Origin of the sequence: Hyalangium ruber (assembly GCF_034259325.1) — a bacterium.
Taxonomy (GTDB): domain Bacteria; phylum Myxococcota; class Myxococcia; order Myxococcales; family Myxococcaceae; genus Hyalangium_A; species Hyalangium_A rubrum.
Map to the genome: position 1 here is coordinate 717,602 of NZ_JAXIVS010000001.1, position 25,014 is coordinate 742,615.

Annotated in this window: 13 protein-coding genes; 9 read left to right on the forward strand and 4 right to left on the reverse strand. The window is 66.9% G+C overall.

The window, feature by feature from the left end; translation table 11 throughout:
• Positions 1–105: 105 nt before the first annotated feature.
• Together SYV04_RS02970 and SYV04_RS02975 are read left to right on the forward strand one after the other, a co-directional pair.
• A complete protein-coding gene (locus SYV04_RS02970) occupies positions 106–1,482 on the forward strand; it encodes an alpha/beta hydrolase family protein (protein WP_321544033.1) in 1,377 nt (458 codons plus the stop codon).
• 18 nt (positions 1,483–1,500) lie between these two features.
• Positions 1,501–2,583 carry a BamA/TamA family outer membrane protein gene (locus SYV04_RS02975; RefSeq protein ID WP_321544034.1) on the forward strand — a complete coding sequence of 361 codons (1,083 nt, stop codon included), beginning with the start codon at positions 1,501–1,503 and terminating at the stop codon, positions 2,581–2,583.
• Between the two features lie 34 nt (positions 2,584–2,617).
• On the opposite strand, the gene SYV04_RS02980 is transcribed toward SYV04_RS02975, so the two are convergent.
• A complete protein-coding gene (locus SYV04_RS02980) occupies positions 2,618–4,408 on the reverse strand; it encodes a serine/threonine-protein kinase (RefSeq protein ID WP_321544035.1) in 1,791 nt (596 codons plus the stop codon).
• Between the two features lie 161 nt (positions 4,409–4,569).
• On the opposite strand from SYV04_RS02980, the gene SYV04_RS02985 reads away from it, so the two are divergent.
• The 3 genes from SYV04_RS02985 to SYV04_RS02995 all read left to right on the forward strand — a co-directional run bounded on the left by SYV04_RS02985 (position 4,570) and on the right by SYV04_RS02995 (position 10,044).
• Positions 4,570–6,240 carry a S41 family peptidase gene (locus tag SYV04_RS02985; RefSeq protein ID WP_321544036.1) on the forward strand — a complete coding sequence of 557 codons (1,671 nt, stop codon included), beginning with the start codon at positions 4,570–4,572 and terminating at the stop codon, positions 6,238–6,240.
• Positions 6,241–6,263: 23 nt separating this feature from the next.
• Positions 6,264–7,667, forward strand: coding sequence for a hypothetical protein (locus SYV04_RS02990; protein ID WP_321544037.1), 1,404 nt, complete (start codon positions 6,264–6,266; stop codon positions 7,665–7,667).
• Positions 7,668–7,809: 142 nt separating this feature from the next.
• A complete protein-coding gene (locus SYV04_RS02995; protein WP_321544038.1) occupies positions 7,810–10,044 on the forward strand; it encodes a hypothetical protein in 2,235 nt (744 codons plus the stop codon).
• A gap of 25 nt (positions 10,045–10,069) precedes the next feature.
• Here SYV04_RS02995 and SYV04_RS03000 read toward each other — a convergent pair whose 3' ends face one another.
• Positions 10,070–15,373 carry a trifunctional serine/threonine-protein kinase/ATP-binding protein/sensor histidine kinase gene (locus tag SYV04_RS03000; RefSeq protein ID WP_321544039.1) on the reverse strand — a complete coding sequence of 1,768 codons (5,304 nt, stop codon included), beginning with the start codon at positions 15,371–15,373 and terminating at the stop codon, positions 10,070–10,072.
• A gap of 395 nt (positions 15,374–15,768) precedes the next feature.
• Here SYV04_RS03000 and SYV04_RS03005 point away from each other — a divergent pair, with 395 nt between their 5' ends.
• Positions 15,769–16,677, forward strand: a complete 909-nt coding sequence (locus SYV04_RS03005) for a M12 family metallopeptidase (RefSeq protein ID WP_321544040.1) — start codon at positions 15,769–15,771, stop codon at positions 16,675–16,677.
• Between the two features lie 36 nt (positions 16,678–16,713).
• On the opposite strand, the gene SYV04_RS03010 is transcribed toward SYV04_RS03005, so the two are convergent.
• The gene (locus SYV04_RS03010; protein ID WP_321544041.1) at positions 16,714–17,040 is read right to left on the reverse strand and encodes a hypothetical protein; all 327 of its coding nucleotides are present in this window, start codon (positions 17,038–17,040) and stop codon (positions 16,714–16,716) included.
• Between the two features lie 114 nt (positions 17,041–17,154).
• Between SYV04_RS03010 and SYV04_RS03015 the strand changes: the two genes are divergently transcribed.
• From SYV04_RS03015 to SYV04_RS03025, 3 genes are all read left to right on the forward strand, one after another.
• Positions 17,155–17,955, forward strand: a complete 801-nt coding sequence (locus SYV04_RS03015) for a tetratricopeptide repeat protein (RefSeq protein WP_321544042.1) — start codon at positions 17,155–17,157, stop codon at positions 17,953–17,955.
• An 87-nt stretch (positions 17,956–18,042) separates the two neighbouring features.
• Entirely contained in the window at positions 18,043–23,091 is a 5,049-nt protein-coding gene (gene fxsT, locus SYV04_RS03020; protein ID WP_321544043.1) for an FxSxx-COOH system tetratricopeptide repeat protein, read from the forward strand.
• Positions 23,092–23,176: 85 nt separating this feature from the next.
• Complete coding sequence (locus tag SYV04_RS03025) at positions 23,177–23,485, forward strand: hypothetical protein (RefSeq protein WP_321544044.1); 309 nt, start codon at positions 23,177–23,179, stop codon at positions 23,483–23,485.
• A gap of 31 nt (positions 23,486–23,516) precedes the next feature.
• Here SYV04_RS03025 and SYV04_RS03030 read toward each other — a convergent pair whose 3' ends face one another.
• Positions 23,517–24,923: a serine/threonine protein kinase gene (locus tag SYV04_RS03030; protein ID WP_321544045.1), complete on the reverse strand. Its 1,407-nt coding sequence runs from the start codon at positions 24,921–24,923 to the stop codon at positions 23,517–23,519.
• Positions 24,924–25,014: the final 91 nt, after the last annotated feature.

Sequence of the window (25,014 nt, forward strand, 5' to 3'; positions counted from 1 at the left end):
CGGGGTAAACCTCCGTAACTCCTGAAACTTCCCATGCGGATTTGACAGCCGCCACGCGTCCGATCTACTGATTTAATCAGTTGATTGAACCGACGGAGTAAATCCATGGATTCAAGCAGCGGTGAGATTAGCGCGGATCGGAAGGCTTCGGCACGGGTCTCGCGGCGACTGGCGCTCGGCGGGGCCGGACTGTTCCTGGGCGGGGCGCTCGCGGCGCTGGGCACGCAGCGGGCCGTGGCCCAGCCCCCAAAGGAGGTTCCAGGGATCAAGCCGCGCAGCGAGGCCTGGTACGACCTGCGGTTCACCGGCGACGGGCTCATGGACAACCAGCTGCTCTGGTACCTGGGCCACGCCACCAGCGGCATGAGCGATATCGGCGAGTGCCTCGAGACGGCGAAACGAATCCAGGCCGGCGAGGAGAAGAGCTGGTTCGACGAGTGGCTCAAGACGGCCGAGCGCGTCCACAAAGTCGCCGACACCGCCCACGGCAAGGGCCATACGCTGAGCGCGGGAGAGACCTATGCGCGCGCCGCGAACTATTACCGGGCGGCGACGTTGCATTACACCGATCGGAGCGACCCACGACTCTTGGAGGCCACACGGCGCGCCACCGCCACCTTCGAGAAGTCGAATTCGCTGCTCGGCTACCCGGCCCAGCCCATCGAGATCCCTTACGAAGGAACTTCCCTCCCCGGCTACTTCATCCGCTCGCCGTACGCGAAGCCCTCGGCGCCGATCCTCCTGCTCCACCAGGGGCTGCACGCCTGGCCCGAGGAGACGAAGTGGGTCTACGACGGGGCCTACAAGCGCGGCTACCACGCGCTCATCTTCCATGGGCCGGGCCAAGGCAGGGCGTTGCGCGAGAAAGGGCTGGCCTTCCGGCCCGATTGGGAACGCGCGGTGAGCCCGGTGGTCGATGTCGCGGAGCGGTTGGCGGGCGTGGACCCCAAGCGGATCCTCTTGATGGGCTTGTCGTTCGGAGGAGCGCTCGCCCCGCGTGCCGCGGCGTTCGACTCGCGGATCGCGCTGTGCATCGCGAACCCCGGCGTCTTGAGCTGGTGGGAGGCGATGTCCAGCCACTTCGAGCGCTTCGTGCCAGGCGTCATGTCCCTGCTGAACTCGAAGCCCGAGCTGTTCGACCAGGCGATCCACCGGCTGGCGAGCGGATGGCCGACGGCGGAGTACTGGCTCCGCGATGTGCTGTGGAAGCACGGCGCCAGGTCACCGTCGCACGTCTTCCAGCTCCTCTCGGAGTTCAACAACGAGCCCATCATCGACCGGATTACGTGCCCCGTGCTCATCATGGAGGGCACCGCGGAGGACGCGACGCCGGGACAATCGCAAAAGCTGTACGACGCGCTGAAGGGCCCCAAGCACCTCATGATGTTCACGGAGGAGGAGGCCGCGCCGCTGCACTGCCAGGCAGGGGCGATCGCGCTCGCGTCGCAGCGGCTGTTCGACTGGCTGGACGAGAACGTCTGAGCGCCGAGGGGGCCTGCCATGAGGGGAACGATCGTCACCGTGCTGCTGCTGTGCGCCACCGCCTGGGCCGAGGAGCAGCCACCCGAGGGCGAAGCGAAGGACGGAGGGTTCAGCGTGGTGCCCTTCGCGCTCCCGGCCTACCAACCGGAGACGAGCTGGCTGATCGGCGGCGCGGCCGCGCTCGTGCATCAGCCCTCCGAGCAGAGCGGGCTCCGCGAGTCGCAGCTTCTCCTCGCGGGCTCCGCGAGTCTGCGCAAGCAGTTCTCGGTAATCCTATCGTCCGACGTCTTCGCCCTGGAAGACCGGCTGCACCTGGGCGGAACCCTCAGCGCGGCGAAGTTCCCGGACCAGTTCTTCGGGATGGGGAACGCAACGAGCGCGAGCGGGAAGGAGCCCTACACCCCCACCTATTACGAGCTCGAGTTCAGCCCGAAGTGGCGCCTCTTCCCGGCTTTTTATGTAGGCCCGAGTGGCCGCCTCCAGGTGGCACGGATGGCGGGCCAGGCTCCCGGAGGCATGCTCGACCGAGGCGAGGTTCCCGGCTCCCGGGGAGGAACCACCGTTCAGCTCGGCCTCTCGGCGCTGTGGGACACGCGTGACAGCACGCTGTATCCGCGCACGGGAGCGCTGGTCCGCGCGCACCTGCGCACGGCTCAGCCGGCGCTGGGCTCTACCACGGAGTTCAACCTGCTGCGCATCGACAGCCGCGGATATTGGACGATGCCCTACGCCCAGCATGTCCTCGCGCTGCACGCGCTCCTCGAGCTGCGCAGCGGCGAGCCTCCCTTCTACGACACGGGCAAGCTCGGCAGCGGCGAGATGATGCGCGGCTACTTCGAGGGCCGCTTCCGGGACAGGCAGCACCTCGCCCTGCAGGCCGAGTACCGGGCTCCCCTCTTCTGGCGCGTGGGCGGAGTCGTGTTCGCGTCGGTCGGCAATGTCGGCCGGAGCCTGGACATGGAGCTGCTGTCAGCCCCCAAACCCGCTGCGGGCGCGGGCCTCCGGTTGGCGCCGGTGAAGGATGTGCCGGTCAACATCCGGCTCGACGTCGCGTATGGCAGCGATCTGTCGTTCTATCTGAACGTAGGCGAGGCCTTCTGAATCTCCCGCCCGTGGGCCCCTGGGTGGTGCTCCCTCAGCGGCGCGGGCCTGCGGGAGCACGAGGATTGAGTCGCGTCTTCTGTTCATCGACAGGAGGCGTGGCTCCTGCACCGATGATCTGCGTGGTCGCTGCCGCCGCGCTGGGCACCACGGGTGACTCGCGCGTGCGCAGCGCTTCCACTTCGGCGGGCGTGGGATCGCTGAGCTCCAGGAGCCCTCGCTCGCGCGTCCATCGCTCCGCGAAGTTCTCGCGCAGCCAGCTCGTGAGGTCGACCGCCGGGAGCGCCTGTCTCACCGGTTCGAGGCCACGCAGGAAGGCCCTCGCGTCGGGATAGCGCTGCCCCGGCTCGAGGTGAAGCGCCACGTCGAGGACCCGCTTGAGCAGTTGATAGGCGGGGGGCGCGTCGGCTCGCTCCAGGCGCGGAAGCCGGATGCCACTGGAGGAAATCTCGGGAAGCTCGCCCGACAGCAGCTCGTAGAGGACACAGCCGAGCGCGAAGAGATCGCCGGACGCGGTCGCGTCAGCGCCTTCGCGTCGCTCGGGCGGCATGTACTCGGCCTTTCCAACGACGAAGCCAACCTGCGTGAGCCGCTTCTCGGAAGGCACGGGAACCTTCGCGATGATGCGCTCCTGGGCCTCGCCGGAGCGATGCGCGATCCCGAAATCGACGACCTTCACCACGCCGTCGAACGACACGACGAGGTTGTCCGCGCTGATGTCGCGGTGGATCACGCCATGCTCGTGCGCGTAGGCGAGTCCACGCAGGGACTGCTGACCGATCTCGACGATCACCTCGGGCGGCAGCGTGCCTCCCCCGTCGACGCGCTTGACGAGCTCGAACGCGTTCACGCCACTCAGGTACTCCATGACGATGAACCACGCGCCGTCGATCTGCCCGAGATCGTAGACGGAGACGATGTTCGGGTGATGGAGCCGCGCGGAGGTGCGCGCTTCGCTAATGAAGCGCTGGGTCTGGGCCTCCGGGTCGTCCTGGACGTCATCCAGCATCCGCTTGAGGACGACGAGCCGATGAAACCCCGCGCGCCCGGTCCGCACCGCGAGCCACACCTCTCCCATGCCGCCGCGCCCAAGCCGGGTGAGCCGGCGGTAGCGGTGGATGCCGGTTCCCAGGTCCGCGCCACGAAGCGAGCGCGCGGTGAGGATCGCGAGCGCGGTGGAGGCAAGCATCAGGAAGGGAAGCCCCACGAGCACGAAGAACGGGGTCCCCTGGAGCCAGCCCGCGTCGATAGCGAGCTCACGGCCGAGGAGCGCGAGCGCGCACAGGGACGCGGCGAGCACGGCAGCCGCCATCGCGCCCCGGCGCTTCAGGAGCCGTGCCGCTTCGACGGCCCAGGTCCCTGCCACGCACGTCGCGAGGAGCCAGAACAACGGAAGACTCAGGCCCGCGGTGGCACGCGAGAGGGCCTCCGCCGTCAGCCCGGTCTCGGGCAGCGTGAAGAGAGACCAGGAGACATCGACCACCCGCACCACACCGAGCACGAGGGCCACTCCCAGCATCACGCGTCGCCAGCGCGTGAGCGGCAGATCCAGCAGCGACCACGCGACGCGAAGCAGCGTGAACGGGAGCGGAATCGACGGCAGGACGCCGAGCAGGAGCCAGGGCCGTGTGTCGGCGATCATCGCGCTGGCTTCGTGGCTGGTGAGCCCCGTCGTGATGGAGAGCACCGCGAACCCGAGGAAGCTCGCGGCGAGCCAGAGCTGAACTCGCTGCGATCTCACCGCGGCCCAGGTCGCGAAATGCAACATCGCGAGGACGAAGAACGCTCCCGCGAGCGCGAGGTGCAGCATCGTGTAGGGAGTCACGGGTCAGGAGCGTAGTCGGCCCGATGCTCCCACGTGAAGCGGGGAGCGGCGCGGCAACATGCCGACGTGGAGCGTGCCCTCGCATCCGCCGGCTGACGCGCCATCGGGTCCCGTGGCTTCACCCCCTGTATGGGTTGGGTTATCCTCCCCAAGGAGCCACCATGTCAGAGTCCGCCACGCCGGCCCCCGGAGAGCAGGTCTACGTTCAAGCGAACCTGAGCACGGGGCTGGAGACCCATCCCGTCGAGGATCCTTCCAGCCCGGCGCTGCGCGTCAGCTGGATCCACTGGCACAGCGGCTTCCGTGGCACGGGGCTGCGTGTGGGGGATCAGATCATCGCGGTGGACGGAACCCCCGTGACTTTCCCCTCCGAGCTGCGCGAGCTCCAGCGCCTCCGCCCCACCCTCGTGGGCCAGTACCAGGAGAGCAAGCGCTGGGAGGAACGCGGGGCCACGGAAGACACGCCCGTGACGCTGACCGTCCGCCGGCGGCGCGTGCCGGGTCAAGGCTGGGAGACGCTGGAGTTTCGTGGCCGGATCCGGGCCGAGCGCGTCTACAGCAGCGCCACGGGGCGGCGACTGATCGGCTCCGGCGGGCCGGACTCCATGGCCCATGACGGCTTCGACTTCGGTACCAGCTGGAGCGCCTGGCTGGAGAAGTTCCAGAAGCAGGGCTCCCAGGTGTTGGACGACAACTGGCAGAGCCGCAGCATGGACAGCCGCTACACCCTGAAGGAGCACCTCGCCTCCAAGCCCCGCGTGGACTTCCTGGCCGAGCGCCACCCAGGGCCCTTCGCGCAGGCCACCCGCGAGGACTGGGAGGGCATGCGCACGAAGCTGGAGGGGCGCCGCTACGAGCTGACTCCGGCGGACCTTGCCTACCGCGAGCTGGGCGAGCAGCGCGCGGCGCAAATCGAGCAGCGGGCCCGCGAGGCTCGCGAGCGCTTCCTCCAGTCCCTGGCGAAGGAGACCCTGGCGGATGGGGATCTGCGCCTCAACCCGCTCCTGGACGACCGCACTCCGGTGGTGGGCAAGTACGTGGTGCTCCCCGTCATCCGGAACCGGAACTGGATCTCCGAGGCGGGGCGGAACTTCCTGACCAGCCAGATCGGGAACACCTGGTACTTCTTCGAGAGCCGCCTCCCAGCGGCCCAACGAATGCTCCTGGCGGCCCGGCGCTACACGAAGCTCGTCTCGACGAGCTTGCCCGAGCACTATGCCGTCATCGGGCGCATCCAGCCCGATCCCCGGCTGCTCATCATTGGGGACCGGGGTGTCGCGGGCTTCGTCGTGGAGCCCGTGGCGGCCACGCTCGGCGACAAGGCCTTCGTCGATCTCACCATTGAGCAGCAGGGCGAGTCCCCGTTCGCTGGCGAGGAGGAGCTCACGAAGACCCACAGCGCGCTTCCTCCGGACACCGCCTCGCCCCGGCAGGTCATCGAGACGATGATCGCGGCCATCAAGGCTGGGGACCAGGCCACCTGGACGCAGCTCTTCGTCACGTGGCGGGCGAGCGCGCTGGAGGATGGCCGACCGCTCTACTACCCCCACTACCCCTACCTGCTGGACGAGCCCTGGATCCACTCCTGCCGCCTGCTCTCGCAGCGCGTGAGCGATGTGCGGGTGGTCTGGGAGGGGGATGTTCGCTTGGTCGCCGCCGAGAACCCGCGCCTGGGCACGCCTCGCATCGAGTCTGTGGACGTGCAGGTCGAGCACATCGGCCTGTTCGATGGGGAGTACCACGCCTTCACCGGGGTCGCCGTCCGCCCAGCCTGGGAGCTGCAGCGGCTGGATGGAGGACCCTGGCGAATCTCTTCCGTCCAGAGTCTGTAGGGACGAACACCGGAGGTGATGGGATGGGCCTGTACGATCAGCGCAAGACCGAGCTCGGTGGGCAGGTCATCGAGATCCACGAGCAGCTCGAGTCAGCGGAGCGCCTGTACCTGCCGCTGGCCATCGGCAACTACACGAACGCCGTCCACAATGGCCTCGAGGCGCTCCTGCGCATCCTGGAGGACACGCGCCTGGATCTCCTGAAGTCCCAGTGGGAGGAGCAGATCAAGCAGATGCGGGCGGCGCTCGTGCAGCACATCGGTGACGTGTTCAGCGCCAACTCCAGCTCGAAGCCCAGCCCCGCCGCGGCGGACTTCCGCGTCCGCGTCCTCATCGAGGAGCACCGGTTCCTCAATGGGCTCGAGGCCAAGAACGTCGGCTTCATGCGGGACATGCTCATCGCCCACCAGACGAACCTCGAGGACTACACCCAGATCCTCAACAAGAAGTGGAGCACCATCTCCGACCAGAACAACCTCATCAGCGAGGCCGAGCGCCGCATCCTGGAGGAGACCCAGAAGGCCATGGACGAGGCGGTCAAGCAGGTGGCCGCGACGCGCCGGGAGATCCTCGAGCACCTGGGCGCGGCCATCGTGTACCTCAACGACCTGCCCAAGAAGATCCCCGGCGGGGGCATGGCGAAGAAGTACATCCTGGATTGGATCGGCGGGCACGCCACGCTGATCTCGAGGGTCCTCGGGAGCATCTCGAAGGTCATCAAGTACCTGCTCGAGCAGAATCCCTGGTTCAAGCAGCGCGTGCAGACGTACAAGAACTCACTCGACACCCACTCGCGAGGCGTCCTCGTGGTCTACAGCCAGACGCGCGCGGACGCCGAGGAGTTCGTCCGGGACAACGGCTTCGAGCAGGCCAAGCAGTACTACTCGGACTCACGCGACGCCCTGGAGAAGTGGGAGTCGGATCTGGTCACCTCCGCCCAGAAGACCTGCGCACGCGAGTTCACCCAGGCCGCGCTCAGCCGCCTGAGCGGCCACCTGTCGAAGACGGAGCGCATCTTCAACACGTTCATCTCCACCCATCAGTTCAAGTTCTTCGGCCCCCTGGGGCCGGACATCCGCGAGGCGTTGGCGCAGGAGAAGATGTGGGAGTACGCCAACGCCGGCATGCGCTCCACGGATCTCGAGTCGCGCCTGCGTGAGTGGTACCGCGAGCCCGTGGATGTGTGGGCCGTGGATCTGGAGAAGGCCTTCTCGTACTCGGCGGCCGAGATCGCCGCCCTGCCTCCCGAGATTCGGGCCGAGGTCGAGGTCGAGCTCAAGGCCCACAAGGAGCAGATCACCAAGCTGGTACGTGAGCACGCCGAGCAGCTCGTGAAGGCCATGGAAGAGGCGCGGGAGCAGACGAAGACGGACACCTTGTCGGACGCCTTCAATCGGAACAGGTTGGTTCAGGCACTGACCCGCTGACCCAGCTCGGCCCGTTCTGGCGCTCCCTCCCCTCTCTCCCTTCCGCTCGTGACGGCAAGGGCTTCACGCGAGCCTTTGCCACCGACTCAGCAGTGACCAGCCTCATCCTGAGCAGCGTGAAGCCCTGCAAGGGAGGAGGCCCATGGCAAGCGACCGTGCGCGGACTGTTTCTGCTGCTCGCCGTGGTCCCCTTGCCAGCCTGGCTGTCGCGGTGCTGCTGTCACTCGTCATCGCCCTGCCGCTGGCTGCTGGCGCGCAACCCAAGGCCGCCAGCCTGCAGTGGAGATCCTATGTCGGCGGCCTAGGAACCGATCGCCTCACCGCCGTTGCGCAGGCCAGCAACGGCGACATCCTGGTCGTTGGGACCACCACCTCGCAGAGCCTCAACGAGCCTCCGGCCGCGGGAACCATTCCGGCCGAGGACTATTTCATCGCGCGCTTCACCTCCACGGGCTCGCGCGTCTGGGTACACGTGTATGGCGGCAACAGCACCTTCGACAAGGTCAACGCCATCGTCGTCACGCCCACCAACGACATCTACATCGTGGGTTCGACCCAGACGTCGAACATGACGAACGCGGGGCCCGTGTACGGAGGCTCGCTGGGTGGAGAGGAAGGCTTCCTCGCCAAGATCGCGTACGCGGACGGGTTCCCCGAGTGGTTCATGTACCTCTATGGAAGCTCCACCGAGGTGGCTACCGGCGTCGCCGTCACGAGCGACGCCGTCTATGTCACCGGACACACGAACTCCTCCAACTTCCTCGGCTATTCGATTGCTCAGCGGGCGGGTGATGCCTTCGTGCTCAAGGTGGACCCCTCCGATCCCGACACGTTCCCATGGTCCCCCCTCCCCTTCCGGATCATCGGCGGCACAGGGCTGGACCAGGCCTCCGACATCGCGGTGGACGCGAACAAGCTCCTCGTGGTGGGAACCACTCGCTCCAGTCTCATCTCCACCACGCCCGTCCCCCTGATCCCGTTCCACGGCGACGCCGATGCGTTCGTGGCGAAGCTGGATCAATCCTCTGGCGCCATGGACTGGGTGACCTACGTGGGTGGCACGATGCTCGACGAGGGCAACGCGATTGCCGTGCAACCCGTGTCTCACCAGATCGGCATCGCGGGCACCACGACCTCGACCGATTTGGGTGGGCCGGCCGCTCCTGGGGGAAGGAACGCCTTCGCCGCGTGGCTGTCCACCGATGGGATCCAATCCCGCCCCCGGGTGCTGGGGGGGAACTTCGACGATGAGGCGGTGAGCGTTGCCTTCGATGCCCAAGGCAATACCTACCTCGGTGGGACGACGGCCTCGATGGATCTTCCCGTGACGAGCAGCAGCGCGTTGGACGCCATCATGGAAGGCGGGGCTGGTTTGCGTGAGGGCTTCGTGGCGGCGCTCCCCGCCGCCGGAGGAGAGGGATGGGTCTCCTTCTTCGGCGGCGATCTCCCGGACAGTGTCACGTCCGTCCATCTCAACGCCTCTCGGCTCTTGTTGACTCTACAGACCTCCTCGAGCGCGGGGCTCCCATCGCCCGCCGCGTCCGCGTATGACCCGACCCTCAGCACCGCGCCGGATGGATACCTAGCGGTCTTGAATCTGACGGACATCACTCCGCCCATCGCGGGCAACGTGAACGACCGTCCGGCGCCCGATATCACCAACGCGGACATCGACACGCAGGACAGCGCCGACATGCTCTCCGCGAACTGGAACTCGTTCACGCATCCCGCGGGGATCGGCAAGTACGAGTGGGCCATTGGGACGCTCTCGTCCCCAGAGCTGATACAGCCCTTCACCTCGGTCGGCACCTCGACCTCCGCCTACTCAGGTGGGTTGAGCCTTCAAGGCGGTACCCGGTACTACGTCACCGTCCGGGCGCAGAGCCCGTATGGGATCACCGTTACGAGTCGCTCGGATGGGGTGCTGATCACCGCACCGAGTGGCGGCACGGATGGCGGCACGGATGGCGGCACCGACGGCGGCACGGATGGTGGCATCGACGCCGGCACCGACGGTGGCATCGACGCAGGTACCGACGGCGGCACGGATGGTGGCATTGACGCCGGTACCGACGGTGGCATCGACGCCGGCACCGGTACTCCTGACGCCGGCACTGGCACTCCTGATGCCGGTACCCCTGACGCCGGCACCGAGACTCCTGACGCTGGGACTGGCACTCCTGACGCTGGGACTGGCACCCCTGACGCCGGCAGTGGCACTACCGACGGCGGCCCGGGCGTCATCGACGGCGGCATGGACACGAGAGAGCCCCGGTCTCCTGTGGGCTGGGGCTGTTCCTCCGCGGGAGGGGCGGCTGTACCGCTCCTGCTCTACTTGCTGCTCCTGGCACGCAGGTCCCGCGCTTCGTCCCAGTGAGCGCGGGCTGACTCGAACGCCCTTCTCACCCCTTGTGTCTCTCGAGCGGAAGCTCCAGCGTGGCCACGGCGCCCTTGCCAGGGCCCTCGCTCTCCAGCGTGAGCTTCCCGCCGAGCAGCTGTGCCGCCAGCGCGCTGGAGTGCAGGCCAAAGCCGTGGCCGTTCTCGCGCGTGGTGAAGCCGTGCGTGAAGAGTTGCTCCCGCGTCTCCGGGGCGATCCCCACCCCATTGTCCTCCACCTGGATCCGCACCCACTTCCCGTCCACTACCATTCGCACGCCCAGGTGCCGCTCCCCCTCGGGAATGGGGTCCAACGCATACTTCGCGTTGCTGATGAGGTTGATCAGGATCTGCAGCACCTTGTGCTTGTCCACCTTCAACCGGGATACGGCTGCCAGCTCGTGGCGGACCGTCACCCCGTGACGCTGGAGACTCGCCAGCTGGATGCGCAGCGCGTCCTGGACGAGCTGGGTGAGATCACACTCCTCCTCCAGCAGGGAGCTCTTGGCGTGCGTCTGCTGCACCTGGACGATGGCGCGGATGTGCTCGATGTGTCGGCCCATCGCCTCCAGGTCTTCCCCGAGGCGCGACTGCTCGCCCAGCAGCTCATCGGACAGCGCCGCCAGGTAGTCCGGCAGGTTCGCGCCACGGCCCCCCCTACCCAGGAAGCTCCCCAGCTCCTCCCGATGCTCCTGGATCAGCGTCGTCGCCTGCTTCAGCCGGCCGACGCGGGAGGAGGCCACCGCTTGCTGCATCATCTCCAGGTTGATGACGGCGCTGGTGAGCACATTGCCCACGTTGTGCAGCACGTTGGAGGCCACCTCCGCCATGCCCACCTCGCGCGCCGTATCCACCAGCCGGGCCTGGGCCTGCTTGAGCTCCCGCGTACGCTCCTCCACGCGCTGCTCGAGCGCGTCGTTGGCCTGGCGCAGCTCCGCCTTGGCGCGCTGCACGTCCGCGAACAGCCTCGCGTTCTCGATGGAGATGGCGGCCTGCGAGGCGATGTGTCGCAGCAACATCAGGCGCGAGGGGCTGAAGGCATTGGTGGCCAGGTTGTTCTCCAGGTACAGCGCTCCCGAGAACTGCTCCTGGCGCAGCAGGGGCAGGCAGAGCACCGAGCGCGCCCCGCCGCCCGACAAGTGCTCGTCGGACGAGAAGGGATGAGGCTTGGAGACATCACCGATGAGCACATGCTCGCGCGTGCGCTGGACATAGGCGAGCAGTGACCACGGCAGCTCGTGGGGCGCGTCCGCGTCCGGCTGGACCGCCACGCCGCCTGTCGAGTTCCCCGAGGTGGCCACCACCTGCAGCGTGTTCCCGCTCGGCAGCAGCAAGGCCCCCCGCTGAGCCCCTGCGTTCTCGATGGCCGCCTGCAGCAGCGTCTTGACCAGCTGCTCCAGGACGATCTCGCTGGAGATGGCCTGCTGGGTCTTGACGATCGTGAGCGCGTCGATCCGCATCGAGTCCGTGCTGCTGGTGTCCTGGCTCGTCTTCGGCTCCGCGGGCGCCAGCTGCGGCCACCGCGTCTCCAGGTACTCGACCTTGCCAGTGGCGCCCCACTGTTGGTACGCCGCCCAGGCCTCTCGCGCGAAGGCATGGGCGACGATGGGGGCCTGCCGCGTGCGCCAGAAGTTCGCCGCCAGCTCGCTGGCCAGTCCCACATAGTGAGTCGCGCCACTTTCGCGCGCCGCGCCGATGGCCTCCTCATACGCGCGCGTTGCCTCCTCCGAGCGCCCCATCACCCGGGCCAGCTCCGCTGACACCATCCGCTCGGGCGCACGGAAGTTGGCGGGGCAGACCTCCGCCCACTCCGCCAGCTGCCGCTGGTGCCCCTGAATGGAGGCCAGGGACTGCTCCCGCTCCCGCGCCGAAGCCCCCTCGATGCACGCGGCCAGCGCCAGGGCGCGATAGAGGTGGAGTTCCCTCGCCAGGAGGTTGCCATGGATGGACCAGAGCAGCCCGGCCGCCTTGTCCGCTAGCTCGAGCACCTCCTGATAGGCGCCGCACATGAAGCGCGACTGGAGCTTGGTGATCCAGTACATGCATCGCGTGGAGCTCATGCGACGCTTCGTCAGCACTGCCTCGAATTCCTGCTCATCGAAGCCATCGCCGCTGAGCGTTTCGAACGAGAGCGATCGTCCGCGGAGCTGCTGCACATAGCGCTGGCTGCACAGGCCCATGTCCAGCGCATCCTGGATCCCGATCTTGCGCAGGAATTCGATGTAGCGAACCGTGTCCTGGTACACCTCGTCCAGGTTGTGCCCCATGGCGAGGCGGTTCATGAGGATCGTCGCGGAATCAAAGCTGGCGGTGGTGAAGTCTCCCGTCTGGAGCCCGTGATGGAAGGCACCGAGCCCCAGTTCCTGCGAGGCGGGGAGCGGCTGGGTCCAGCTGCAGGCGACCTGCAGGGTCATCAGCGTTATCGCCCGATAGGGGGCCAGCCCGTAGCGATCGACGAGCGCAAGCGCGAGCCTGCCCCAGGCCTCTCCCTCCCGGTATCGCTTGAAGAAGGAGCCCGTGATGACCGCGAGCCAGGCCAGTCCCCGCACGGACGCTGGCGTGAAGCCGTGACGAAGGTAGAGGGCGGCCATCCGGCACAGGACGACGACGAGCAGGCGGTCGTCGGAAACATAGGCCGAGCTGAAGAGCGAGGAGAGCGCCTCCACCTGCAGCTTCACGTCCGGGTCGGTCATGGGCGGCAGGTCGATGAGGCTCGCGATGGAGCGCTCTCCCAGCAACCTCCCCACCTCCTCATGAGCGGCGACCACCTCCTCCTGGGTGAGGTGCGCGGGCATCGGCGCGCCCAGCAGCGCCAGGCACTCCAGCATGCACGCGGTAGCCGCCGGGATCTCGCCCACGTTGACGCATAGACGGCTCTTCACGCAGTAGACGGCCGTGGTCTCCGCGCGGGTCCGCGTCCGGGAGAGGAGCTCCTCCAGCAGGGACCGTGCCTGGGGAAATCCACCGTTCAGCATCTCGCAGCGCGCGCGCTCGAGTCGCACCTGGAAGGCCAGCTCATGGTCCGTCTCCCAGGGGTCTCCCGGGATGAGGGCGAAGGCCGCCATGAAGTAGGTGATCGCGGGACGGAGCGCCACCGCGGCCTCGGCCTTCATGCCGGCCTCGGCATTGAGCCGCGCGAGGTGGTGGCGCTCCGCGGGCTCGTCGATCAGCTCCACCCCCGCGTTGAGCTGGCTCACCACCTCGAAGATCACCTCGCGAATCTGCTCCTGGGTCAAACTCGCCAGCATCAACCGGCCGATGCGCAGGTGGATGGCCTGGCGCTCCGCCTCGGAGCTGATGGAGTGCGCCGCCTGCTGGATGCGGTCGTGCAGGAAGCGGTAGTGCTCCGGGCCCGCGCGCATCAACATGCCCTCCTGGAGCGCGGGCTCCAGTCCCTGCTCCACCTCTTCCCCGTGCTCCTGGCCGGAGAGCGCGCGCAGCATCTTCAGCGGGAAGGAGTTGCCCACGCACGCCGCCAGCCTCAGCAGGTGCTGCGTGTCGGCGGGGAGCTGGCGCAGCTTGCCCACCATGAAGTCGACGACATTGTCCGAGTAGCTCTTGGCCCGCACCTTCTCGACATCCCACTGCCACCCGCTCCCGGGTGCGCGCACCAGCAACCCGTCCTGATTCAGGGTTCCCAGGAACTGGAGGAGAAAGAAGGGGTTGCCCCCCGTCTTCTCATGGACCAGCGCCGCGAGGGGGGCCACCACCTCCGCGGTCGCCCCTGGGAGCGTATCCGTCACGAGCTGCTCGCTCTGCTGGAGGCTCAAAGGCTCCAGCTTGAGCTCGGTCATCCGCGCACCGGACTGGCGGATGCGATCCAGCACGGGCACCAACGGATGAGAGTGGCTCACCTCGTTGTCCCGGTAGGCGCCGAGCCACAGCACCGGGGGCGGATTCGCCTGGGAGAGCAGTTGCTGGATGAGCTGGAGGCTGCCCAGATCCGCCCACTGCAGATCATCCAGGAACACCACGAGCGGGTGCGCGGGGGTGGCGAACACCTGGAGGAACTGGCGGACCACCCGCTGGAAGCGGTGCTGCGCCTCGTGGGGCGCCACGGGCTGGAGCGCGGGCTGGCGGCCCACCACCACCTCGAGCTGAGGGACCATCTCCACCAGGGCCTGCCCCTGGCCTTCCCAGGCCTGGGTCAGCCGCTCACGCCACTTCGCCAGCTCCTCCTCGCTGCCCGCCAGCAGTTGCTGCACCAGCCCGCGCAGCACCTGCGCCAGGGTGGAGAAGGGGATGTTTCGCTGGAACTGATCGAACTTGCCGGAGAGGAAGAAGCCGCGCTGCCCCACCACCGGCTTGTGCAGCTCGTTCACCACCGAGGACTTGCCAATGCCCGAGTAGCCGCTCACCAGGAAGAGCTCCGGCTTCCCCTCCTGGCTCACGCGCTTGAAACCCTCGAGCAGGGCGGCGACCTGGGGCTCGCGTCCGTAGAGTCGCTGGGGGAGCTGGAAGCGGCTGGGTGTGTCGTGCTCGCCAGGGGCGAACTCCTCCAACGCGGGCTCGCCCGGCTTCTCCATGAAGCGCTCGAGGTCCGCCTTCAGCCCCTCCGCGCTCTGGTAGCGCTCCTCCGCCACCTTGGCGAGCAGCTTCAGCACCACGGCGGACAAGGCCGGCGGCACCTGGGGGTTGAGCTCGTGCGGCGGCACCGGGGCCTGGGCCATGTGCGCATGGAACCACTCGAGCGCGTCCCGGCCCTGGAAGGGCCGCTTGCCCGTGAGCAGCTCGTACAGCGTGACCCCCAGTGAATAGAAGTCGGTCCGGTAGTCCACCGCCCGGTTCATCCGCCCCGTCTGCTCCGGGGACATGTACGCCAGCGTGCCCTCGATCAGGTGGGCAGGCGCCGCCTCCAGGTGCTCGAGCTTCTGGAGCGTGGCGAGGCCGAAGTCGATGAGGCGGGCCTCCCCGGAAGGCTCGAGGATGATGTTGGAGGGCTTGATGTCCTTGTGGATGACGTTGCGGCTGTGAATTTCCGCCAGCGTCGTGGCCAGGGAGTGAGCCACGACGAGGAAGCGCGAGAGCGCCAGGGGCTGGCCCACGCACTCGGAGAGGGACTCGCCCTGCACCTTCTCCAGCAAGAGCACGGGCCGCTCGAGGATCCGCTCGTAGGCGTAGGGCCTGGCGACGCCTCGCACGTCCCCCAGCCGCTGGAGGATCCTGAACTCCCGCTGGTAGCGCTCACGCTCGGAAGGCCCTGGAGCGGGCGCCATGGGGGTCTTGAGGATGACCGGCAGTTCGTCGGCTTCACGCACCGCCTGAAAGAGCACGTTCGCGCCTGTTCCCCGAATCGTGCCAAGGACCTTGTAGCCAGGAATGTTCAGCATGGTTGAGCGCGCATTGAGAACACGGGCTGTATCAACCGTGTTCGTCCCCTCGAAGCCTATACCGCTCCGCGACGTACTCCCTTGCCTGAACTGCCTGCTGCGGTGGTAAACCCGCTGCCTCTCGGAGACGGAGGAGGCAAGCAGGCCGCCGCCTTTCGAGGTCATGGCCTGGGCCAGCCCCCCACGAACCCCACTGCGCGTCCTGCGCTCGTGAGGCCCCTACCTCGCGCAAGGGGTCCAGCGGCTGACACGTCACCGGCGTGTCAGGGGTGTGTCAGCGCGCTCGAGCATCCGGCATGTCCCGCTTCCAGCGCCTCCTGGCGTGCTCGTTGCACTACCCGGCGGAGGGGCGTTCCCCACTTCAAGAGCCCCATGTCCTCTACCGGAGTCACCCGATGACACGAGTCCGATTGTTTCATCCCCTCGCCTTGGCTCTGCTGCTCGCCGCTCCTGCCATGGTGGTCCATGCCAAGGAGTCCATGGGCAAGGGCATGCCCCCTCCCCCAGAGTTCTTGCCCGAGTCAAAGCCGTTGGCGCCCTGGCAATCATTGATGGGGGATGAGAAGCCCACGACCCTCATGGCCATCCGCGCCGGGGCGTCCAAGCCGTCCCCGATGGTCGTCGTGAAGCGGGGAGACCTGGCCATCACCGAGGGAGACATCGTCGTTGGCTGGTACAGCCAGCTCATGAGTGACTTCTCCCAGGAGAATGCCATTCGGAACCCGAACCAGAAGTGGCCCAAGATCAATGGGAAGGTCGTTGTTCCCTACCAGGTCCACAGCAGTCTCCCGTCAGCACAAAGGGCAGCCCTCAATGCCGCGATTGCTGAATACAACGCGAAGACCTGTGTCCGCTTCGTCCCCAAGACGACCGAAGCCAACTTCGTCACCGTCATCCTCGGGAACGGGTGCTACTCTTATATCGGCTCCATCCAGCAAGGCGCTCAGGAACTCAGTCTGGGACAGGGTTGTGAGTTCAAGGGGACAGCCGTCCATGAACTCATGCATGCCCTTGGCTTCGATCATGAGCAGAGTCGGCCGGATCGCGATCAGTACCTCACCGTGAACTACCAGAACGTGGTCAGGGGAATGGAGAGCCAGTTCGACGTCTGCCAGGACTGCACGACGCAGAATATTCCTTATGAGTATTCATCCATCATGCACTACGGCGCCCAGGCATTCACGAACAATGGCCGAGACACCATGGTGCCCAAACAGCGAGGGGCACAGCTCGCCGAGCCCTACGACAAGCCGGGCCTCACGACTCTGGACGTCAAGAAGATCCACAAGCTGTACGGCTGCTAGCCTGGGCAAGGAGCCCTGCCACCGTTGCCGCAGGACTCAAAGCGGCTCGGGTCGGATGTAGGGCAGTTCTCCGCGCCGGAAGCGGGCGATGGTCTGTTCGATGAGCTGCCAGGCCGTAGCGTCATCCATACGGCTGGCTTCCGGCGAGGTGCCCCAATCCTCCTCGACGAGCCAGCCCGGGTGCTCGGGCCCAACCACCGGCATCACCTCGGGGGAGATGGACGTGTCCTCCACGATCTCCATGCTCCAGGCGGCCCACTTGGCACGAAAGTACCAGGCGTGGCCATCGACTCGACCGTCACCTTGAACAGGGTGGTTTCCGTAGACCGAGCCGCTCCAGCCGGCCCCTTGTCGCTCGCTCATCTGGTTTCCCCAACAGCCTCCGTTGACCGCTCCCTTGCGCTTCTCGCACGGAGGCCGCTTCTGCGGTAGCGCTCCCGACGGGCGCGGCCGGGGAGTGATACAAAGCCGACCCGTATGCGCTCCTCCCCGCCGCCGTCCGCCCGTGTGTTGCTGGTCCTGCTCTCCGTCCTCGCCGCGAGCGCCCTGCCGGGGCTCGCGCAGGCCAAGGACACTGACTCCAACGCCCTGGGCTTCAAGGCGTACGAGAAGGGGGACTACAAGAAGGCGCACGGCCTCTTCGAGAAGGCGCTGAAGCAGAACCCCGACAACGCCTACGCCCGGCTCAACCGCGCGCGCACCATCACCCTGCTGAACCAGAGCAAGGACAAGGTCGACAGCGCCGAGTCCTGTGACTACGCCTCCAACTGGATGTTCCGAGCCCTGGCCGACCTGTCGAAGGCCGTCGAGCTGAACCGGGCGGCCATCCTCCCCAAGATCGACGAGGACGAGAAGGGGCTCAAGCCGCTCAAGGCCCGGGAGGACTATGTGAAGTGGCGCAAGGCGGTGGGCGCCCTGGCTGGCGAGGCGGGAGGGACGGAGAAGGTGCTCCGCGAGACGTCCGACTGGTGGTTCCATGCGCCTGGCGCAATCCCCGTGGGCATCACCCTGCATCCCGACAAGAAGATCTCCGAGCTGAGCCCCGCGGGAGAGGAGCAGCCCGCGGGTCAGTGGGGCCTCAAGGGAGAGCAGCTCGAGTTCACCCCGCCTAAGGGCAAGCCGGTACACTGGAAGGTGAGCACGGAGAAGTACTACTTCAATGAGGGCAAGGACTTCTTCTTCGAGCTGCAGCTGGTGCCTGCGAACGCGGAGCTGCCCGCTTCCGGCTGGCTCGCGGGCCCCTTGAGGGCGGGGCCGATCACCGGAGACTGCGAATAGGACGCGGCGCGGGGCACGCTCCGGAAGGCCGAGTGGCCCTCCCTGCTTCCCGTGACGTGCGCCCCGAAGGTCGAGGATGATGCGACCATGCGCATCGACGGGGACCCGCGACCGCCCCCCTACCGGGCAGTGATCCTGACCGCGCTCCCGCTGGAGTTCCAGGCGGTGCGTGCCCATCTGCGCGAGTGCCAGGAGGAGGCTCATCCGGAAGGCACCATCTATGAGCGAGGCCGCTTCTCCGGGGGGAGTGGACTCTGGGAGGTACTGCTGGTGGAAGTCGGTGCCGGCAACCTCCGCGCGGCCAGCGAGACCGAGCGGGCCCTCGAGTACTTCAGTCCTCACGTCGCGCTCTTCGTCGGCGTGGCGGGGGGGCTGAAGGACGTCTCGCTGGGTGACGTCGTGTTTGCCACGAAGGTGTATGGCTACGAGTCCGGCAAGAGCCGGACCGCGTTCGAGCCCAGACCGGATGTGGGCGAGAGCAGCTACCTCTTGGAGCAGCGAGCCCGCGCCAACGCCCGGAAGGGAGACTGGCTGCGCCGAATCATCGGCCCTGCTTCCGCCAGGGTACCCCGCACCCTGGCGGGACCGATTGCTGCGGGTGAGAAAGTCCTGGCGGAGACGCGCTCCGAACTCTACCAGTTCCTGCGCGCCCAGTATGGAGATGCGCTGGCCGTGGAGATGGAGGGGCGTGGATTCCTGGTAGCCACGCGGGCCCGCAGGCGCGTGGAAGCCCTGGTGATTCGGGGCATCTCCGATTGCATCGATGCCAAGGCGGAAGCCGATGCCTCCGGCTCACAGGAGCTGGCCGCGAGGCATGCCAGCGCCTTCGCCTTCGAGCTACTCTCCCGGTTCACTCCGTCCATCGCGGAGCTACTCCTGCCGGAGCCGCGGACGGAGGAGCACGGCGTCATCTGGAGCGTGCCCTATCCGCGCAACCCGAACTTCACCGGGCGGCAGTCCCTACTCCAGGAGGTCCGCGAGCACTTCCTCGCGGCCCCTGCCCGGCCGCAGCCCCTGGCCTTGCATGGGCTCGGAGGCGTGGGCAAGACCCAGCTCGCGCTGGAGTACGCCTGTCGCCAGGCTCTCGACGAGCGCCACTACACCCATGTCCTCTGGGTACGTGCCGACGACCCTGCCGTCCTGGCCACCTCCTACGCCGCTTTGAGCGAGACACTGGAGCTGCCCGAGAAGAGCGCACCGGAGCAGCGCCAGAAGATCGTGGCCGTCCAGCAATGGCTGCAGAGACACGAGGGCTGGCTGCTCATCATCGATAATGCGGAGCAGCCCGGCGCGCTGGCGTCCTATCTGCCGCCTGCCGTCAAGGGCCATGTCCTCATTACCTCGCGGAACCCTGCCTGGGGCCGGCTGGCCAGGGCCGCGCTGGTGGATGTGCTCGGCCGCGCGGAAGCTGTGGAGTTTCTCCGCAAGCGGACCGGACAGGACGATCCACCCGCCGCCATGCACCTGACCGGTGCCCTGGGAGGCTTGCCGCTTGCCCTGGAGCAGGCCGCAGCCTACATCGAGCAGACGGGGAAGTCGCTGACGGACTACCTCCGGCTCTTCAAGCAACGCCATCAGGAACTCCTGATCCGTCCTGGCGCGCCCCCGGACTATCCGCACACGGTCGCCGCCACTTGGTCTCTCTCCTTCGAGCAGGTCCACGCTCAGGAGCCCGCTGGAGCTGCGCTGCTCTCGCTCTGCTCCTTCCTGGCGCCGACGCCCATCCCCATTGCGCTGCTCGCAGCCGGTGCCTCGCTGCTCCCGGAGTCACTGGCCCCAGTCGTGACCGACGAGGTGCGGCGGGATGAAGTCATCGGCACGCTTCGGCGCTACTCCCTCGTCCAGGTCCACCAGCACTACCTGCTGTTCCACCGGCTGGTGCAGGTGGTGATGAGGGAGCGCTTGGAGGAGGAACAGGCCCGCTGGGCTAGGACCGCGCTCGGCCTCATCCACCGGTTCTTCATCTTCGATACCTATGACTTGAGGACCTGGAGCCAGTGCTCCGTGCTCCTGCCTCATGCCATGGAAGTCGCGGGTCAGGCCGGGGAGCTGGAAACCGGCCTGGAGTTGCTCCCCGGGCTGCTCGCGCACGTCGGTAGCTTCTGGCAGCTGCAAGCGGAGTACGAGATGGCAAGCCACGTGCTCGACTGGGGACTGGAAGTCCTCGCTGAATCCCCAGCGCCGCAGGCTGCCCAGGAGACGCACCTGCGGCATCGCCGAGGCATGGTCGCGCTGCAGCTGGGGAGCATCGATGGAGCCCAGGAGCACCTGGAACACGCACTGAAGCTCGTCCAGGAAGCACCTCAGGAGGAGGAACGGCAGGCGGCCACAACCATCCTCTTCTGCGACATGGCGGCCCTCGACATGAAGCGGGGCCAGTACGCCGAGGCGAGAGCACATGCCGAGCGGGCCCTGGCGCTCGCGGAGTCCACGGTACCTGGCAACCACCCGTTGATCGGTCAGGTGGCATCCATCCTGGGCAGCGTCCTCCAGCGACAGGCGTGCTTCGACCAAGCCCGAACCCAGGCTGAGCGGGCCTTGAGCATCTCCCAGGAGAACTTTGGCCTCCTCCATCCCAAGACCGCAGAGGACCTCTATCATCTCGCCGAGGTGCTGGAGGAGCTCGGCGGCTATGGGGAGGCGAGGGCCCGCTTCGAGCAGGCGCTGGAGATCTCCAGGAAGCTCTATGGACTCGAACACCCCATCATCGCCAACATCTTGAGGGGGCTCGCGGGGCTTCATCGCCGGCTGGGTGACCTGCAGCAGGCGCTCACCTGTTGTGAGAACGCACTGCGCATCGACGAGCAGCGTCTCGGGCCAGCGCATCACATCGTGGGCGTCGATCTAAATGACCTGGCCGGGGTACTCCAGGACCAGGGAGATCTCGTGAACGCGAGAGCCTATCTGGAACGAGCGCTCATACTGGACGAGCAGACCTTTGGTCCGATGCACCCCGAGGTGGCGACAGCGCTGGACAATCTGGGCCGCGTTCAGCAGGAGCAGGGGGAGCGGGAGGCGGCTCGGGCCAGCTTCGAGCGAGCGCTAACCATCCATGAGCAGACCCATGGCCCCGAACATCCCAATGTGGCCAGGGTGCTCAACAACCTGGGCGTGCTCCTGACGGAGATGAAGGATTTCCCCATGGCCATGCGCCACCTTGAGCGTGCGCTTGCCATGGACGAGAGGTTCTACGGTCCGAGCCACCACGAGGTGGCGCTCGACCTCAGCAATCTCGCCTCCGCCCTCATCATGCAGGGAGATAAGAACCAGGGCGGTGCGCTACTCCAGCGAGCCCTGTCCATCTATGACGCCCACAACGAGCTCCCCGCGTCCGAGGTCCTCACCTGTGTCATCCTCATGGGCAAGGTCCTCTTCCAGCGTCGAGAATGGGCGGAAGCCAGGAGCTATCTGGAGCGCGCCCTCCAGTTACAGAAGCAGCTCAAGTCGGACGTGCAGCAGCGCATCGCAGTCTTGCTGACGCTCGGGGACTGTCTCCGCCACCTGGAGAGTTACCCCCAGGCCGTCAGTTGCCTGGAGCAGGCACGGGCGCTCCTCGCGGAGACGCGCGATGCAGCCCTGCTCTGTAGTCTCCTGACCAGCCTTGGCGCCTGCTATCGCGAACTCGACCAGTCGCAGCAGGCCCGGGCGAGCCTCGAGGCGGCCCTTCCCCTCGCGGAGGAGGCAGGAAACGAGGCCCTGCTGTCCCATGCTCGTTTCGAGCTGGGACGATTGACCCGGCAAGAGCGGGAGTGGCAGAGGGCCAGGACTCTCCTCGATCAGGTCTGGGACCACAGGGAAGAAGTGGAGCTGGAGCGACCCGATCTCGTCCTCAATGAGCTGGGCCTCGTCCTGGAGGGGATGGAGAATCTGAGTGGGGCAAGGGCCCGCTTCGAGGAGGCCCTGCGGGCCGGCGAGACCCTTCGTGGCCCCGAGAGCCAGGCCGTGGCGGTGTACGCGGCGAACCTCGGACGGGTTCTCTTGAATCTGCGAGACCTGCCCGCGGCGCACCTCCAATTGGAGCGGGCGCGGGCCATCTGGGAGCGGCTCCGAGGAGCCTCCAGTCTCGCGGTGGCGGAGGTACTCCAGCTCCTGGCACAAATGAGGTTCTCGTCGGGGCAGCTCCCGGAGGCAGAGGCGGATGCCAAGCGAGCCTTGTCCATCTACTCCGCCCAGGAGGCCCCACCGGCTCAGAAGCTCACCGAGACGCTGATCGTGCTGGGAGGCATCCACTGGCGCGCAGGCGCCCTGCAGGAGGCCCAGGCCAGCATGGAGCGGGCCTTGTCACTCCAGGAGTCGGAGCCCGAGCTGGGCGAGGGGCACCTCTTCAGCGCGCTGTTCATGCTCGGAGACATCTTCGAGAAGCAGAAAGATCTCCCGCGAGCAAAGGATGTCTTTGTTCGAGCCTTGAAGCTCGGGGCGACGCAGCCGAACGTCGATCCCCTCTCGCTCTGCAAAATCAACCGCAGGCTGGGGGACCTCTACAAGCTGGAGGGGGAGCTTCGCAGAGCCCACGCCTGCTACGAGTCCGCAGTGAGCCTCCATCCATCCCTCAGGAGTGCTGCGCCCCTCAGCCTGACGGAGGACTACATGAAGCTGGCCAACGCGTGCCGGCTCCTGGAGGTCCCCCCCACGTCCGCGTTGCGGCATGTCGAGCACGCGCTGCTGATCCTGGAGCGGATGCCGCCGGAGGAGAGAGAGGCTCCGCAAGCTAGAGTGGCGGAACTCCAGGCGAACATGCTCCGAGGAGAGATCCTCCTCAAACTGCAGCGTTGGCCGGAAGCACGCACGTTCTTCGAGAAGGCCCTGGAGAGTTCCAGGCTGGATGTGCTCCCCTTGGACCACTTGTGCAACCTGCATCAGAACCTGGCGTCCTCGCTCATGAACATGGGAATGCACAAGCGGGCCATGCTGCACTTCGAGAGGGCGCTGCCACTTGCGGCAAAGGCTCATGGGACAGAGCACCCCGAATATGCCGTGGTTGTGGCCAACATCGGCTACTGCCTCCTGGAGATGGGCAAGGGCCGGGAGGCCATCAAGAAGCTCAAGCGCGCACTGGCGATCTTCGAGCAACACGAGGGGCCCGAGCACCCCCAGGCCCCTCTGATCCGGCAAGATCTGGCGGAGCTGAAGCGCTGACCTCGCTTCGGTGTGATTCAGGGCAGTGGGCCGATCTGAAGTAGAAAAAGTAGCGGGGACATTCGGCTGCGAGTTGGGAGGCACGTTGAAGCTCAGCGACATCCATTTCCACGACTGCCGTCTGCTTCGCGTCATCGAACTCGCGGATACGCACGAACTGCATTTCGAGGTGATGTATCCGGTTGACTGGGAGAACAACGTCTTCGAGCCGCGCACAATCGCCTTCCTCAACGTGCTGAACTATCGGGTCGATGAGGGACCGTTCGCGGACGCTCCCACGCTGCTGGATGCTCACGACAACGGGCTCGACGGTGAGTATCGAAGCGTCACACTTCAGACGAACGCAGGCACGCGGTCGCTTCTTTTCAGAGACGTCGAGTTGCGGCGCTCTTGAGGCCCTTCCGCGTCGTGTCCAACGTCGTCTGCTACGGGGGCTCCGAAGTGGCTGGCACTGGCATCGCGAGAACCGGCTGATAGCAGACGCCTTTCCACTCGTAGTCCCCCTGGGCACACGGTGGCTTCGAGTCTTCTGGTTTCCCCCAACAGCCCCCGTTGATCGCTACCTTGCGCTTATCGCACGGAGGCCGCTTCTGCCCTGGGAGTGGCTCCTTCGGCACCTCAACGCTGAACACCTTCGTGGCGGACTCGGGTGGCTCCACGCGAACGCTTGCCGTGAGCGCGTCCTTCGCGAGGCCCGCGGTGCCAGCATCCGCCACACCCGCGTCATGCGCCTGCCGGGCCACTTCAGCCTCGGACGGCTCCTGCCACTGCCGCCATGCACTCCACCCTCCGTGGAGAACCAAGGCAGCGGTAATCCCAGCCGCAAGGGCAAGCCCGCCTCCCCGAGCACGGACGAAGCGCAGTGGGCCCGAGGAGTCCGTGCGCATGACAACCGCCTGGGCGGTGCGCCAGGTGATGGGCAGATCCGCCTGACGCCCGGCCCTCTCCGCTGCGCGATCGAGTTCCCGCGCTACTTCCGCTGCACTGCCCCGCGCAGAGGGGTCATCCGAGAGCATCCGACTTATGAGCCCTGCCAGGTCCGGGCACGCCTTCACCACCCCTTCGGGCAACCTGGGCTTGGGACTGGGAGCGAGGATGCCACGCACCGCCGCCGCTGGATCGATCGCAGGAGGTGGGTAGGTACACGTGACGAGGAGGTAGGTCGTTACCCCCAGCGCATAGATGTCATCGGCTGGCCCCGGCGCATAGTGCGCGCCACGGTGGCGATAGTGGAGCCACTGGTATCGCAGCGCCTCGGGGCTGCGGTACTGCGGCGTGCCGGGTGGCAGCACCTCCCTCGTGAGTGTCGGTGCCCCTCGGAAATCCCCCGCTCCGAAGTCCAGGAGCACTGCCTTCCCGTCCCCAGGCCGCACCAGCACGTTGGCCCCCTTCACGTCCCGATGCACCCCATGCACCCCATGCGTGGCATCCAGCGCCCGGGCCACCTGGGCCAGCACACGCATCAAGTGTCGCCAGCTTGGGTTGTACACACGAACCCAGTCATACAGCGGTACTCCCTCTACCCACTCCATGACGATGAAGGGGAAGGGGCCTGCTGGGTGAGCCCACAACCCCTGGCCCTTCAGCGCGGGCACATTCGGGTGGTCAATGCGCGAGAGCAGCTCCAGCTCGCGCCCAAAGCGCGGATCCACCGGGTGCAGGGCCAGCTTCAGCGCGAAGGGTCCGGCCTCCCCCTCCCCTACCCGTTCGACGCGGTAGACGGCTCCATAGGAGCCCCGCCCGCGAAGCTCCAGCACCCGCCAGGCTCCCACCTCCGTCCCGGGGGGAAGGCAGCTCGGCTCCAACTCGGCTACGGTCCAGCGTGGCGCCATTGGCGTCCTCTCGGCGAGGGGCTCCTGCCTCTGCGCCTCCGCGGTCATGCTCGAGAGAGCATACCCCTCTTGAGAGCGAAGTAGCGCTGAC

Excerpts from the sequence above, each read along its gene's own strand:
- SYV04_RS03010 (WP_321544041.1), bottom strand. The coding sequence starts at position 17,040 with ATGAGCGAGCGACAAGGGGCCGGCTGGAGCGGCTCGGTCTACGGAAAC.
- SYV04_RS03015 (WP_321544042.1), top strand. The coding sequence starts at position 17,155 with ATGCGCTCCTCCCCGCCGCCGTCCGCCCGTGTGTTGCTGGTCCTGCTC.
- SYV04_RS02990 (WP_321544037.1), top strand. The coding sequence starts at position 6,264 with ATGGGCCTGTACGATCAGCGCAAGACCGAGCTCGGTGGGCAGGTCATC.
- SYV04_RS02995 (WP_321544038.1), top strand. The coding sequence starts at position 7,810 with ATGGCAAGCGACCGTGCGCGGACTGTTTCTGCTGCTCGCCGTGGTCCC.
- SYV04_RS03030 (WP_321544045.1), bottom strand. The coding sequence starts at position 24,923 with ATGGCGCCACGCTGGACCGTAGCCGAGTTGGAGCCGAGCTGCCTTCCC.
- SYV04_RS03005 (WP_321544040.1), top strand. The coding sequence starts at position 15,769 with ATGACACGAGTCCGATTGTTTCATCCCCTCGCCTTGGCTCTGCTGCTC.
- SYV04_RS02985 (WP_321544036.1), top strand. The coding sequence starts at position 4,570 with ATGTCAGAGTCCGCCACGCCGGCCCCCGGAGAGCAGGTCTACGTTCAA.
- SYV04_RS03000 (WP_321544039.1), bottom strand. The coding sequence starts at position 15,373 with ATGCTGAACATTCCTGGCTACAAGGTCCTTGGCACGATTCGGGGAACA.
- SYV04_RS02970 (WP_321544033.1), top strand. The coding sequence starts at position 106 with ATGGATTCAAGCAGCGGTGAGATTAGCGCGGATCGGAAGGCTTCGGCA.
- fxsT (WP_321544043.1), top strand. The coding sequence starts at position 18,043 with ATGCGCATCGACGGGGACCCGCGACCGCCCCCCTACCGGGCAGTGATC.
- SYV04_RS02975 (WP_321544034.1), top strand. The coding sequence starts at position 1,501 with ATGAGGGGAACGATCGTCACCGTGCTGCTGCTGTGCGCCACCGCCTGG.